Annotated in this window: 11 protein-coding genes and 1 tRNA gene; 9 read left to right on the forward strand and 3 right to left on the reverse strand. The window is 37.7% G+C overall.

All coding sequences use genetic code 11. The features are described from left to right. Window positions 1-83: 83 nt before the first annotated feature. The 3 genes from LC419_RS02845 (at window position 84) to LC419_RS02850 (ending at window position 3,057) form a co-directional block, all read left to right on the forward strand. The gene (locus tag LC419_RS02845; RefSeq protein WP_223605927.1) at window positions 84-2,024 is read left to right on the forward strand and encodes an oleate hydratase; all 1,941 of its coding nucleotides are present in this window, start codon (window positions 84-86) and stop codon (window positions 2,022-2,024) included. A gap of 370 nt (window positions 2,025-2,394) precedes the next feature. Then, window positions 2,395-2,529, forward strand: coding sequence for a hypothetical protein (locus tag LC419_RS24105; RefSeq protein ID WP_262901684.1), 135 nt, complete (start codon window positions 2,395-2,397; stop codon window positions 2,527-2,529). A gap of 87 nt (window positions 2,530-2,616) precedes the next feature. Then, a complete protein-coding gene (locus LC419_RS02850; RefSeq protein ID WP_223605928.1) occupies window positions 2,617-3,057 on the forward strand; it encodes a hypothetical protein in 441 nt (146 codons plus the stop codon). 77 nt (window positions 3,058-3,134) lie between these two features. Here LC419_RS02850 and LC419_RS02855 read toward each other — a convergent pair whose 3' ends face one another. Next, window positions 3,135-4,808, reverse strand: coding sequence for a glutamine--tRNA ligase/YqeY domain fusion protein (locus tag LC419_RS02855; RefSeq protein ID WP_223605929.1), 1,674 nt, complete (start codon window positions 4,806-4,808; stop codon window positions 3,135-3,137). Window positions 4,809-4,965: 157 nt separating this feature from the next. On the opposite strand from LC419_RS02855, the gene LC419_RS02860 reads away from it, so the two are divergent. Further along, complete coding sequence (locus LC419_RS02860) at window positions 4,966-6,096, forward strand: alpha/beta hydrolase (RefSeq protein ID WP_223605930.1); 1,131 nt, start codon at window positions 4,966-4,968, stop codon at window positions 6,094-6,096. Between the two features lie 460 nt (window positions 6,097-6,556). Next, window positions 6,557-6,721, forward strand: a complete 165-nt coding sequence (locus LC419_RS02865; protein WP_223605931.1) for a hypothetical protein — start codon at window positions 6,557-6,559, stop codon at window positions 6,719-6,721. 9 nt (window positions 6,722-6,730) lie between these two features. On the opposite strand, the gene LC419_RS02870 is transcribed toward LC419_RS02865, so the two are convergent. Next, window positions 6,731-7,738: an o-succinylbenzoate synthase gene (locus tag LC419_RS02870; RefSeq protein ID WP_223605932.1), complete on the reverse strand. Its 1,008-nt coding sequence runs from the start codon at window positions 7,736-7,738 to the stop codon at window positions 6,731-6,733. Then, window positions 7,738-8,754, reverse strand: coding sequence for a class 1 fructose-bisphosphatase (fbp, locus tag LC419_RS02875; RefSeq protein WP_034728811.1), 1,017 nt, complete (start codon window positions 8,752-8,754; stop codon window positions 7,738-7,740). Before fbp ends, LC419_RS02870 begins: the two co-directional genes overlap by 1 nt. A gap of 325 nt (window positions 8,755-9,079) precedes the next feature. Here fbp and LC419_RS02880 point away from each other — a divergent pair, with 325 nt between their 5' ends. The 4 genes from LC419_RS02880 to LC419_RS02895 all read left to right on the forward strand — a co-directional run bounded on the left by LC419_RS02880 (window position 9,080) and on the right by LC419_RS02895 (window position 13,673). Then, window positions 9,080-10,318, forward strand: coding sequence for an aspartate kinase (locus LC419_RS02880; protein WP_223605933.1), 1,239 nt, complete (start codon window positions 9,080-9,082; stop codon window positions 10,316-10,318). A 22-nt stretch (window positions 10,319-10,340) separates the two neighbouring features. Then, window positions 10,341-12,182 carry a lysophospholipid acyltransferase family protein gene (locus LC419_RS02885; protein ID WP_034728807.1) on the forward strand — a complete coding sequence of 614 codons (1,842 nt, stop codon included), beginning with the start codon at window positions 10,341-10,343 and terminating at the stop codon, window positions 12,180-12,182. A gap of 107 nt (window positions 12,183-12,289) precedes the next feature. After that, window positions 12,290-12,362: transfer RNA gene (locus tag LC419_RS02890), tRNA-Phe, on the forward strand. A 426-nt stretch (window positions 12,363-12,788) separates the two neighbouring features. Continuing rightward, the gene (locus tag LC419_RS02895; RefSeq protein WP_223605934.1) at window positions 12,789-13,673 is read left to right on the forward strand and encodes a tetratricopeptide repeat protein; all 885 of its coding nucleotides are present in this window, start codon (window positions 12,789-12,791) and stop codon (window positions 13,671-13,673) included. Window positions 13,674-13,735: the final 62 nt, after the last annotated feature.

Genomic DNA, 13,735 nt, shown 5'->3' on the forward strand with positions numbered 1-13,735 from the left:
TGGGGATAGTAATTCTGACATTAGGGATAGACCCTGCATTTTGAATAGAGGTACCTTTATACTGTTAATTAAAACAATACATAATGAGTACGATCAATTCAAAATTCGACCAGGTTTTAAATGCTTCTGAACAATTCGGAAAAGTAAACCACGAACCGGATTCCAGTAAAGAAGTTCAGATTAACACTCCTGAAAAGACGATGCCTTTTTCAGACCAAATCGGAAACTATCAGCGTAATAAAGGAATTCCTTTAAAATCTTATGAAAACAGTAAAATTTATATTGTAGGGAGCGGTATTGCAGGAATGTCTGCAGCTTACTATTTCATCCGTGACGGCCGTGTTCCGGGAAAAAATATTATTTTCCTCGACCAGCTTAATGTAGAGGGCGGCTCATTGGACGGTGCCGGAAATGCAAAAGACGGCTACATCATCAGAGGCGGACGTGAAATGGACATGACCTATGAAAACTTATGGGATATGTTCCAGGATATTCCTGCCCTTGAACTTCCTGCACCATACAGCGTTCTGGACGAATACCGTCTGATTAATGATAATGACCCGAACTATTCCAAAGCAAGACTGATCCACAATCAGGGAGAGATCCAGGATTTCAGTAAATTCGGACTTGATAAAAAAGACCAGCTGGCCATCGTGAAACTTTTATTAAAGAAAAAAGAGGAGCTTGATGACCTTACGATTGAAGATTATTTTGCGGAATCTTTCCTTAACAGTAATTTCTGGTTCTTCTGGCGTTCTATGTTCGCTTTTGAAAACTGGCACAGTTTATTGGAACTGAAACTGTATATGCACAGATTCCTTCACGCTATTGACGGAATGAAAGACTTCTCCTGTCTGGTATTCCCGAAATACAATCAGTTTGACACTTACGTTACGCCTTTAAAAAACTTCCTTGTTGAAAAAGGGGTACAGATCCAGTTTAATACTTTGGTTAAAGATCTCGATATCCACATCAATACGGAGGGAAAAACAGTGGAAGGTATCATCACGGAACAGGATGGTAAAGAAGTGAAAATTCCTGTCGGAAAAGAGGATTACGTAATTGTCACAACAGGATCTATGACTGAAAGTACGTTCTATGGCGATAATAACACAGCTCCTGAAATCACACTGGACAACAGCAGTGCAGGACAAGGTCCAGGATGGATGCTTTGGAAAAACCTGGCCGCTAAATCAGAAGTCTTCGGAAAACCTGAAAAATTCTTCAGCAACATTGAAAAATCTTCATGGGAATCTGCTACACTGACTTGCCGACCTTCTGCTTTTACGGAGAAATTAAAAGAATTATGTGTGAACGATCCCTATTCTGGAAGAACCGCTACCGGAGGAATTATTACGATCACGGATTCAAACTGGGTAATGAGTTTTACCTGTAACAGACAGCCGCACTTCCCTACTCAGCCGGATGATATTCTTGTGGTATGGGTATATTCCCTTCTGATGGACAAAGAAGGAAACTACATCAAAAAAACAATGCCTGAATGTACCGGAAATGAAATCCTTGCGGAGCTTTGCTATCATTTGGGAATTACAGATCAGCTGGATAACGTGGTGGAAAATACAATTGTACGCATCTCATTCATGCCGTATATCACTTCTATGTTTATGCCAAGAGCTCAGGGCGACCGTCCGAGAGTAGTTCCAGAAGGCTGTACGAATTTAGGGCTGGTAGGACAGTTTGTAGAAACAAATAATGATGTGGTCTTCACCATGGAAAGTTCTGTAAGAACGGCAAGAATTGCGGTATATCATCTTCTTAATCTTAATAAACAAGTTCCGGATATCAACCCGTTACAGTACGACATCCGACATTTGTTAAAGGCTACCCAAGCCCTGAATGACTACAAGCCATTCATAGGGGAAGGTATTTTAAGAAAAGTATTGAAAGGAAGCTACTTTGAGCATATTCTGGTAGACCGTCCGGAGGAAAAAGAAGAACATGAATCTTTTATTATGGAACAGTTCGGCAGATTTCAGGACTGGATCAAAGGAGTAAAAGGATAACATTAAAAGGCTGGAAGAAGGAGGCTGGAAGCTACTATCGTACATCAATTTTCAATAGTTGTTCCAAAATTTGATAACACAGCCTTAAACAATTAACAAAACCGGGCGGATCATATATCAGTCCGGTTTTCTTATTAAAACTTTAAAAAACAAACCATTACACATAAATATCACTTGATTGGCATGATCATTTTGCTATTTTATCGTCCGTTCAAGGCTTTAAAATAAGTTTTTGTTTTTAGTTATATTGTTTTTAATTAGTCTAAATAAAGTGATATATATCATATGCAAAAATATCTCTATCGATTGGGATTTATAGTCTTATCACCTACATTTGTGCTGTTACATTATAAAACTAAACTATTGTACCATGAAAAAAATTAAAATCATTTCATTTGCAGTTTCTGCATTTACATTTTTATTAGCTGCCAATTCGTGCAGTACGGACAGTACAACAATGTCTGAGGAAGCAAACACCAATCATATTGCGTCTTCTTCTGCATAAAAAAATGCAGTTGAAGGAGGTCAGATTTATTACTTAAGCCCGGAAGATTTAGCGAAATGCGGTCTGACCAATCTTACCAATACTCCTGTGTACAAAAATCAGCTGCCAATACATCACCCGACCATAACTACCCCAAAATGGTATTCGCAGACCCCCAACAGCAATACTTCGCTGCCAGCAGACGATTGGTATTTTGATGCCCTTCAGAAACACATTACCACTGAATATTTATTACCGGCGGATCTGATCAAATTCAATACTTCAAGTATTACCCATCTTGAAAATGATCCCACTATTAAAAAGGCAACCATCAATATTTATCCTAACCAGCCTTATTACGATTTCGTTCCTCAAACCTATATCAGTGCTGCTACTGCTACTACGGTGATGCATGTGCTGTTTTTGAGAATAGAAGAGTTTATGAAAGGTTATAAAAAACCTTTGGTAGGTATTACGCTTTACATCGAACATACCATGTGCGGAGGGTATGCGGGAATGAGTGCAAAACTGTATTATGGTGATATCTAATTGATCGTACAAATAATAAAACCCCAGCTGAACTGTTTCAGCTGGGGTTTTTTTATGTTTTTTATTCCGGATAAAGATTATTCCGGTTTAAAAGAATCTTTCAAAGTTACAGTACGGTTAAATACCAGATTAGAATCCGTAGAATCCTGGTCTTTTGTAAAGTACCCGATTCTCTGGAACTGTAATGGTTCTCCTACAGCTACATCTTTTAAGCTTGGTTCAGCAAATCCTTTAATCGTAGTTACGGATTCCGGATTGATGAAGTTAAGGAAATCTACATCTTTCTCGGCATCAGGCTGCTCTACGGTAAAGAGTTTGTCATAAATCCTCACATCTACCGGGATCGCATGAGTAGCAGACACCCAGTGAAGTGTACCTTTTACTTTTCTTAAGCTTTCTTCAGTTCCGCTTCCGGACTTGCTCTTTTCATCATAAGTAGCATAGATTGTAGTAATCTCACCATTTTCATCCTTCTCTACTCTTTCCGCTTTGATGATGTACGCTGATTTTAAGCGAACTTCTCCACCTAATTTCAGTCTGAAGAATTTATTATTCGCTTCCTCTTTAAAGTCTTCTCTTTCGATATATAATTCTCTTGAGAAAGGAACTTCTCTTGTCCCTGCATTTTCCTGTTCAGGATTATTTTCCGTTTCAAGCCACTCTTCCTTGCCTTCAGGATAGTTTTCAATCACCAGTTTTACAGGATCTACCACTGCCATTACACGTTTCGCTACCTTGTTCAGGTCTTCACGAACACAGAAATCAAGCAATTGGATCTCGATCAGGTTTTCTCTTTTCGCAACCCCCACTTTTTCAATGAAATTTTTAATAGATGCAGGAGTGAAACCCTTTCTTCTCATCCCTGAAATCGTAGGCATTCTCGGATCATCCCAGCCTGTCACTGCATTTTCAGCAACCAGTCTCTGTAATTTTCTTTTAGACGTGATCATATAAGAGACATTCATCCTAGCGAATTCTCTCTGCTTCGGTGCCACTTTAGATTTGTCGTATACCTGCTCCAGATACCAGTTATAAAGGGGTCTGTGGTTTTCAAATTCCAATGAACATAATGAGTGTGACACTTGCTCTAAATAATCGGATTCACCATGTGCCCAGTCGTACATAGGATAAATTTTCCATGCTGTTCCGGTTCTGTGGTGAGGTCTTTTCAGGATTCTGTACATCACAGGATCACGTAAGTTCATATTCGGGGAAACCATATCGATCTGTGCACGAAGAGACATTGAACCTTCTTCAAATTCTCCGTTCTTCATTCTTTCAAACAGATCAAGGGATTCTTCTACCGGACGGTTTCTGAACGGCGACTCGATTCCCGGTTCTGCAGGATTCTTTCTCTGCTCAGTGATCACTTCAGAAGGCTGCTCATCTACGTAAGCTTTCCCATCCTTAATCATTTGTACGGCCCATTCGTAAAGCTGCTGGAAGTAGTCGGATGCATATAGCTCTTTATCCCATTTGAAACCTAGCCATTCAACGTCTTTCTTGATAGAATCTACGAATTCCTGTTCTTCTTTCTCAGGGTTCGTATCGTCGAAACGAAGGTTTACGGGAGCGTTGTATTTTTCGCCCAGACCAAAGTTGATGCAGATGGCTTTTGTGTGGCCAATATGCAAGTATCCATTGGGTTCAGGGGGAAAACGGAAACGGATCTGATCTTTATTCAGACCGTTTGCCATATCATCTTCAATAATTTGCTCAATAAAATTGAGTGATTTTTTTTCTTCTTCCATTATTAAATTAGCTTTTATTGTATGCAAAAAAAGTTTGACAAAGTTACGGAAAATTTAGGGCTTACGAAAATGATAATTTAAAAGCAAAACTGATGATAATTCAATATTTTTCATTAATTTAGATCAAACTAAAAACCGTTTGTAAAAATTACTGACTATGGCTGTTTATATCCTAAGCAATCGTAAGATCGTTCGCCATAAGGGTGAAAAAATAGACTCATTTTCCAATGATGAATACTCTATTCCCAATTTCAGGATCGCAAAATGTGATTTTGACACCTACAAAGAGCCTACCGCAGCAGCCAAAAAGAAGAAAGATTACACCAACAGAAATATTTTAAACTACAAATTATTTTCTGAGCCTGAAAAACAGGGCTATCAGGATGTTCTGGAAGTTTTACAGAACGAAAAAGGAATTAAAAAATCGGCACTTACAGCCAATAATCTCGGCGGAACCCAGCGAATGTTCTATGAACTCTATAAGAATATGTCTTCCACAAAAGACCGAAGTGATGTTCTGATCTTTATCCATGGATATGCCTATGATTTTGATGATGAATTAAAAGCCATCATTGATCTTAAAAAGCTGTTTATTGACAATCCGGCATCGCCTGTTGAACACATTCTGTTTGTAAGCTGGCCGGCTTCGAGTAGTATTGTTCCCCTCACTTATTTTGATGATAAGGCATCAAGCATCAATTCAGGATCATCACTGATGAGACTGTTTTATTTTTACACCCAATTTTTAAAAGACATTTTTTCTAACCGGGATCTGGCTCCCTGCAATCAGAGGATACATCTGATGGCCCATTCTATGGGAAACAGAGTGCTGCAAAGTATGCTGTACAGCTTAAAAAAGGAAAATATTCTGCGTGTGATTGATCAGGTACTCCTTCTGAACGCCGATGTGACGTATAAAGTATTTGAAGATTCCGAAGATTCTTTCAATAAACTGCCGCTACTGGCGAATCGCGTTTCTATTTATTTAAACAGAAAAGATACCATATTGGGAATTTCACAGTTCACCAAAAACATTCTGACTCCGAGGTTGGGTAAAAACGGACCGGGCGATCTTGAAAAGTTCAAAGATATTGTTTCCGTCATCGACTGCACTTTCGCAGAAGATGATGTGCTGAACAGTTTTAAATATGAAGTGGGAAACCATTGGGGATACCTTTCCAGTTCTATGGTACAAAAGGATATTTACCAGAATTTACATGGTGTGGACCGGAACCTAATCACCGGAAGATCAAAGAATAACGAGAATACATTTACAATTATTTCTTAACAATATATTAAAAAAAAGGCCATGAGATGAATCATATGTTAAACTTTAAACCTGTGTTTAAATTGGCACAAAGATTGTAAATTTTCATTAAACAGAGAAATACAAATTTTATCATGAGAAGAATAAAAAGCAAGTTTTCTTACTTATTGAATTATATTAAGAAAGCAATTTTCGTAAAAGACGTGATTTAATTGAAAATTATTAACCCTTAAAAAAACAAAGGCTATCCGACCCTAATACTACTTTTACCCCTACTTTCGAATACCCTGCTATCTTCCATATTAATTTCTGGAAGTATATTTTCATTTTATATTATTCACACCTTTTTTCAGGTACATAAAAATACATCACACAATCCACAAGTCCCAGATGGGTGAATTTAGTTAATTTACGTTAAATTTTTGTATAATAAAAAAAAGAGATTGATATTTACTATACCAATCCAATAAAAATCTTTATTATGAAAAATCAAACCGACAACATGAGAAAACTAAAAAAGGGTGAATTAAAAACCATCAAAGGAGGAATTGTCCCGATCGGCTGCGATAGCTGGGACCCAAGAAAAAGATGCTGCAGAGCATGGGATGATGAACACATGAACAATCCTGTATGCCCTGAGCTTTAATTCATCTTCTTAGATCGTTTTAAACCTGAGCAGTTCATTGCTCAATTCTAAGCTAGATTCAAAATTATTGACAAATAAAGATCCGGTGCCCAAACCTTGCGGCATCGGACTTTTTTTGGTGAAAGTATACTGTGCGATGGCATTAAGCCCAATATTGCTTTCCAGGGCTGAAGTGATCCACCATCCGATATTCTGTTCTTCTGCCAGAGAAATCCATTCGTCTGAACCTGCAAAACCGCCAACCAGCGCCGGCTTCAGAATAATATATTGTGGTTTGATAGCTTCCAAAAGTTTTTTCTTTTCGGCAAGATCTGTAATCCCAATCAATTCCTCATCCAAAGCGATAGGAGTTGGAGCCACCGCACATAATGATGCCATATCTTTCCAATTCCCTGCTTTAATAGGCTGTTCAATAGAATGAATATGAAGGTCGGCAAGCTGCTGTAAAACGATCCCAGCCTCTTCCCTGCTGAACCCGCCGTTGGCATCTACGCGAAGTTCCAGCTGATCTTTTGAAAACTTCTCTCTTAATTTCTGAAGAACCTTATGCTCAGATTCCCAATCCACTCCGATCTTCAGTTTGATGCAATGAAAACCTTTTTCAAGTTTTTCGCGGATCTGCTCTTCCATATAATGAACATCTCCCATCCAGATCAGTCCATTGATGACAATCGCAGATTTTCCTTCCGTAAATTCACTTGGGAAATACAGATGATCTCCATGTTTCAGATTCAAAACGGCCTGTTCATATCCGAACCATATGGATGGAAATTCTTTCAGTTCATCTTTTAGATACAAAACATCCTGATTGATATTTTCACAAAGCCACTGCAGTTTTTCCTCATAATCCGGCCGGTCATCAAAACTCAATCCTCTGAACACGGCGCACTCTCCTGTTCCTTTTTTCCCGTTGTCTTCAACTTCTAGAATAAAGGTCTCCTTTTCATGCAAAACGCCGCGAGATGTTCCGCTCGGGCGTTTGAATTCTAATAAATATCTGAAATATTTTGCTGTCATTATTTTACACTGTCGATCCGCATAAACTCCTCTGCTTTTTCCACCATGTTGATGCTTCCGCAGAAAAACGGAATTCTCTGGTGAAGCTCTGTAGGTTCTACTTCAAGAATTCTTCTGAATCCGTCTGTGGCTTTTCCTCCGGCCTGTTCAGCAAGGAATGCCATCGGATTACATTCATACAGTAATCTCAGTTTTCCGTTCGGAGCCTGAGAATATGAAGGATAAATATAGATTCCTCCTTTCAGCATATTTCTGTGGAAATCTGCCACTAAAGAACCGATGTATCTTGAAGTGTAAGGACGGTCTCCTTCTTCCATCTGGCAATACTTAAGATAGTTTTTTACGCCCTGAGGAAATTTGATATAGTTTCCTTCGTTGATGGAATAAATTTTTCCACTGGTAGGAAATGTCATGTTCGGATGAGAAAGATAGTAAGTTCCCAGTGATGGATCCAGAGTAAATCCGTTTACTCCATTTCCTGTAGTGTACACAATCATGGTAGAAGAACCGTAGATCACATATCCTGCAGCGATCTGGTTGATTCCTTTTTGAAGGAAATCTTCCAGCTGAACCGGAGTTCCCGGTTCTGTTACTCTTCTGTAAATAGAGAAAATAGTTCCTACGGATACGTTGACATCGATATTTGAAGATCCGTCCAAAGGATCGATCAGTACTACATATTTACTTAAATGACCATTTTCACCACACTTAATGTCAATAAAATCATCATTTTCCTCAGAAGCAATACCACAAACCACCTCTCTCTGAGACAAAGCCGTAATAAAAATTTCATTGGCAATCACATCTAGTTTCTGCTGTTCTTCCCCCTGAATATTCTGGTTGCCGGCAGCTCCTGTAATATCTACAATTCCGGCTTTATTTACTTCTCTGTTTACCACTTTCGAAGCCAATCTTATAGCGCTCAGTAGACGGGAAAATTCACCCGTAGAATACTGAAAATCGTCCTGCTTATCTATAAGAAATTCTCCTAAAGTCTGTAATGGTTGATTTGACATATTTTTCTTTTTACGTTTTCCCCAAATTTCGGAAAATTTATCGGAGAAATAAAGCTTTTATTACAAAAGACCTTAACCACTGTATACCAATACAATACAAATACACCCATCGGGTACGCTTAAATTTTTTATTACATTATTAATCCCCATTTGATGACAATAAATCAATAAAATTCTGATAATCCTCATCAAGTCTCAATTTTAATAAAATCTTAATTTCTTCCAATCGCCGGATACTTTCATATCTCGTTGTAAATTTATAATTTTGACCTCCGTAAAAAACTCATGTAATTTTTAATCTAACAATTTTATTTTAAACAAATTAATGAAAATTTTCAAGTTTGGTGGAGCATCTGTGAAAGATGCCGAAAGTGTAAAAAATGTGTCTATGGTTTTACAAAGCCAGGGATTTGCTAAGTGTTTGCTGGTTATTTCAGCAATGGGCAAGACGACGAATGAATTGGAAAAGGTTGTAGAACTTTATTTCAAGAAGGATAACTATCAAACTGAGATTGAAAAGATAAAACGAAAACACATTGAGATTGCGGAAGGTCTGTTTCCTGAAAACCATGCCGTTTTTGCTGAGATCAATGTATTTTTCGATGACATCGATTCTTTTTTACGAAGAAACAAATCTCCCAATTACAGCTTTGTCTATGACCAGGTGGTAAGCTGCGGGGAAATGATCTCTACAAAAATCTTAAGTGAGTACCTGAACGAAATTCAGTTTACCAATCAATGGCTGGATGCCAGAGATTATATCAAAACCGATAATTCTTACAGAGAAGGTACGGTAGACTGGGCAAAAACAGAAGAATTTATTGCAACTTTAAATCCTGAAATCTGCTATGTAACGCAGGGATTCATTGGGTCTGATGATAATAACTTCACTGTTACTTTAGGAAGAGAAGGTTCCGATTATTCTGCCGCTATTTTCGCTTACTGCCTTAATGCGGATGCCATGACGATCTGGAAAGATGTACCGGGAGTAATGACCGGAGATCCTAGAAAATTCAGTGATGTGACTCTTCTTTCCAATATTTCTTATGAGGAAGCAATCGAATTGGCTTATTACGGAGCCAGTGTGATTCACCCTAAAACCTTACAGCCCCTTCAGCAAAAAGCAATTCCTTTTTATGTAAAATCTTTCGTAGATCCTACCAAAGAAGGAACTAAAGTAGGAGCTTCAGACCACAATCAGCACGAAGAATCCTATATTTTAAAAGAAAATCAGGTCCTGCTAAAAATATCAACAAGAGACTTCTCATTCATTGCAGAAGATCATATGAGTCTTATTTTCGGGTACCTTTCCAAATATAAAATCAAAGTATCTCTGATGCAGAATTCTGCTATCTCACTGGCTTTATGTCTGGAAGATAAATTTGACCATGTAGATGAGCTTAATGAAGAACTTCAAAAAATATTTAAAACCAAAGCTGTTAAAAATGTATCTTTATTCACAGTAAGAAATGCGAAAATGGATCATATTGACAAATTTTACCAGGAAAAAAATGTATTATTGGAACAGATTTCTAAAAATACGGTTCAAATGGTAACACAATAATTTTAACTGCGACTAAACACATATGAGTTTAATTTCGAAAAACGATCTTATCACAGCTTCCGGCTTAAGCAAAATCGGGTTCCTGAAAAACCCGGTAGCATCTGCCGTGATGAGCATTGCCAAAATAAATGAAGTTAATAGATTATACGATAAACTAAAAGATAAAGAAGGCAAAGACTTTTTCGACTCATTTGTAAGAGAAAGAAACTTAAGTTATATCGCTTTTGAGGAAGATCTTGCAAAAGTTCCCAAAACGGGACCGTTCATTCTGGTTTCGAATCATCCGCTGGGTGCCATCGACGGAATTTTAATGTGCAAGATCCTCTCGGAAGTACGTCCAGATTTTAAGGTGATGGGAAATTTCCTTCTGGAAAAGATCAAACCTATGGAACCGTACGTGATTTCTGTGAATCCTTTTGAAAACAGAAAAGAAGCATATAGCAGTACTTCCGGCATGCGTGAAACCCTGAAACACCTTCAGAACGGAGGTTGTGTTGGTATTTTCCCTGCTGGCGAAGTTTCCAATAAAAATAATCCTTACGGAGAAATTCTCGACAGAGAATGGGAGAAACCCGCTCTTAAGCTGATCAGAATGGCTAAAGTACCGGTAGTTCCTTTGTATTTTCATGCTAAAAACAGTCGCCTTTTTTATCAGGTGGCCAAGCTTCATCCAAGTTTACAGACGCTGATGCTTCCTGCCGAAATGATGAATGACAGGGAGAAACCAATCAGAATCAGAATCGGAAAACCCATCACGGTGAAAGCAATGGATGAAAGTGAGACCATTGAAGAGCTTGGTGAGTTTCTGAAGCGTAAAGTGTATATGATGAAATCTTACTACGAAAAGAGAAAATCATTAGCACAAAGCATCAATCTTAAAAATTTAACGGTCAAATTTCCTCTTTTAAAAGAAGAAAACATCGTTCAGAACATCATTGATGAAACTCCTAAAGAAGACATTCTTAAGGATATCAACAGACTGAAAGGAACTGATAAAATGCTTTTCAGTAACGGAAACTACGAGATTTATTTCACGACTTACGAGGAAATCCCTTCTGTCATGAGAGAAATCGGGCGTCAGAGAGAGCTCACTTTCCGTGCTGTAGGTGAAGGAAGTAATCTTCCGTTTGATCTGGATGAATATGATAAGCATTATCATCACCTTTTTCTTTGGGACAGCAGTGCGGAGAAACTTGCCGGAGCCTACAGAATGGCTTTGGGTAAAGAGGTTATGAAGAAATACGGGATCAAAGGATTCTATACAAGCTCTTTATTTGAGTTTGAGCAGGATATCCACCCGTTCTTCAAGAAAGTAATCGAAATGGGCCGCGCCTACATCTGTGAAGAATATCAGCAGAAACCACTCCCGCTTTTCCTTTTATGGAGAGGAATTGTGCATGTATGTTTAAGAAATTCCGACCATAAATTTTTAATGGGTGGCGTAAGTATTTCCAATAAATTCTCAGAATTCTCGAAATCTCTGATGATTGAATTCATGCGTTCCAATTATTTTGATTCCGCAGTTGCACAATATATTACGCCTAAAAATGAGTATAAAGTAAAGTTGCGTGACAGGGATAAAAATATCTTTTTTGAGGAAATGGAGTCTGACCTTAATAAGCTGGACAAGATCATTGATGACCTTGAACCTGAATTAAGGCTGCCTGTTCTGATCAAAAAGTACATCAAGCAGAATGCAAAAGTAATTGCTTTTAATGTAGACCCGAACTTCAATGATGCCATCGACGGATTGATGTATATCCGGATCAGCGATCTTCCCGAAAGCACGATCAAGCCTGTATTGGAGGAGATGAGCGATCATATCAGAAAAGAACAGGAAAATAATTCGGCTGAAAATCAGTAAGTTTTATTTTTATTAAAAAAAAGTACGGTGAATACTTGCTTCATATGGGAAAACTTACTACTTTTGCATCACTTTAAAACAACGAAGTAAGTCAACAAAAATATAATGGTTTCTTAGCTCAGTTGGTAGAGCAATGGATTGAAAATCCATGTGTCCCTGGTTCGATTCCTGGAGAAACCACTTTAAAACCTCTAATTCATTTTAGAGGTTTTTTTGTGCTTATTAATTATGACATTTTCTATTTTTTGATCGTCTGCAATATTTGGGGAACAAATAAAGTTTTTACCACGCAAAGAAGAAGTCAATTTCATTGATCCTGATGAAGGGAATGGATACAGATTATGTAATTTTAATATTTCACGCAGATTATGGAGATTTGCAAATTCTTACTTTTACAAATCTGCTTTATACGCATCATCTGCTTGAAGAAAAATCCCAACCATCAAGATTCTCTTAAGCTTTTAAGAATATTAAGTTTTAGCTTTGCTTTAAGACGTCCAACTTAAAAAAATATACGTAAGATTTCCACCTGTAATACATTTTATACTTGGGAATGTAATATTTTTATACATTTACGCCACCAAACTATAATCAAATTCAAAATACATGAACAAAAAGATTCGCTTCCTGACTTTTCTTTTGCTGCTGTTTGCCGTAAAAACATTTTCACAGACCACTGACAACCCTGAACTTCAGAAAATGGCAGATGATGACCAGAATGCAAGGAAAATAAGTCCAATCAACTGGGAAGTTCTAAGCAAGGAAGACAGCCTGAGACGTGTCAGAATTTTCACGCTATTAAAGGAAGACAAAGTAAAGACCGCAAAAGACCATTTTAACTCCGGTATCGTGTTTCAACATGGCGGAGATACCATTTCTTCTGGAATGGCAGTCAAAAGCTTTGAAAACGCACTAAAAATGGATCCGAGCCTGAATAGATGGTGGTACGCCGCCGCAGTAGACAGAGATCTTATGTACAAAAAGAAGCCTCAGATCTACGGAACACAATTCTTCAAAGATAAAACCACCAATGGCAAATGGGCCAGATACAAAATGGATCCTTCAAAAATTACTGATGAACAGAGGAAATATTACCGTGTAGAAACTCTAAAGGAACAAGAACAAAAAGAAAGGGAAATGAATCAGACTCCATTAAATGATGCTTACGCTTCTGAAAAATCTGTTGACAAAATCATTAACCTCATTAAATCAGAACATAAAAAAGGGATCCAGTCTGTATATAATGTCAGTGAAAAGCAGATCAATAGTTTCGGTTACCAGCTGATTCGTGAGAAAAAAACTGATGATGCCTTGAAGATCTTTAAATTAAATATTCAGCTCTATCCGAAAGCATGGAACACGTATGACAGCTATGGGGAAGCGCTTTTACAAGTAGGACAAAAGAAGGAAGCCTTGGAAAATTATAAAAAATCACTGGAGCTGAATCCTGAAAATGAAAATGCAAAGAAAATTTTAAATGAATCCAAATAACTGACGACCAAATTGTTAAAATAAAAAATCGCCCTACTTAGGGCGATTTTTAAAAATAAATA

Origin of the sequence: Chryseobacterium sp. OSA05B (assembly GCF_019970065.1) — a bacterium.
Taxonomy (GTDB): domain Bacteria; phylum Bacteroidota; class Bacteroidia; order Flavobacteriales; family Weeksellaceae; genus Chryseobacterium.

What these genes read in the sequence shown, in the direction of transcription:
- LC419_RS02880 (WP_223605933.1), top strand. Translation starts at nt 9,080, where the DNA reads ATGAAAATTTTCAAGTTTGGTGGAGCATCTGTGAAAGATGCCGAAAGT.
- LC419_RS02870 (WP_223605932.1), bottom strand. Translation starts at nt 7,738, where the DNA reads ATGACAGCAAAATATTTCAGATATTTATTAGAATTCAAACGCCCGAGC.
- LC419_RS02845 (WP_223605927.1), top strand. Translation starts at nt 84, where the DNA reads ATGAGTACGATCAATTCAAAATTCGACCAGGTTTTAAATGCTTCTGAA.
- LC419_RS02860 (WP_223605930.1), top strand. Translation starts at nt 4,966, where the DNA reads ATGGCTGTTTATATCCTAAGCAATCGTAAGATCGTTCGCCATAAGGGT.
- fbp (WP_034728811.1), bottom strand. Translation starts at nt 8,754, where the DNA reads ATGTCAAATCAACCATTACAGACTTTAGGAGAATTTCTTATAGATAAG.
- LC419_RS24105 (WP_262901684.1), top strand. Translation starts at nt 2,395, where the DNA reads ATGAAAAAAATTAAAATCATTTCATTTGCAGTTTCTGCATTTACATTT.
- LC419_RS02855 (WP_223605929.1), bottom strand. Translation starts at nt 4,808, where the DNA reads ATGGAAGAAGAAAAAAAATCACTCAATTTTATTGAGCAAATTATTGAA.
- LC419_RS02895 (WP_223605934.1), top strand. Translation starts at nt 12,789, where the DNA reads ATGAACAAAAAGATTCGCTTCCTGACTTTTCTTTTGCTGCTGTTTGCC.
- LC419_RS02865 (WP_223605931.1), top strand. Translation starts at nt 6,557, where the DNA reads ATGAAAAATCAAACCGACAACATGAGAAAACTAAAAAAGGGTGAATTA.
- LC419_RS02885 (WP_034728807.1), top strand. Translation starts at nt 10,341, where the DNA reads ATGAGTTTAATTTCGAAAAACGATCTTATCACAGCTTCCGGCTTAAGC.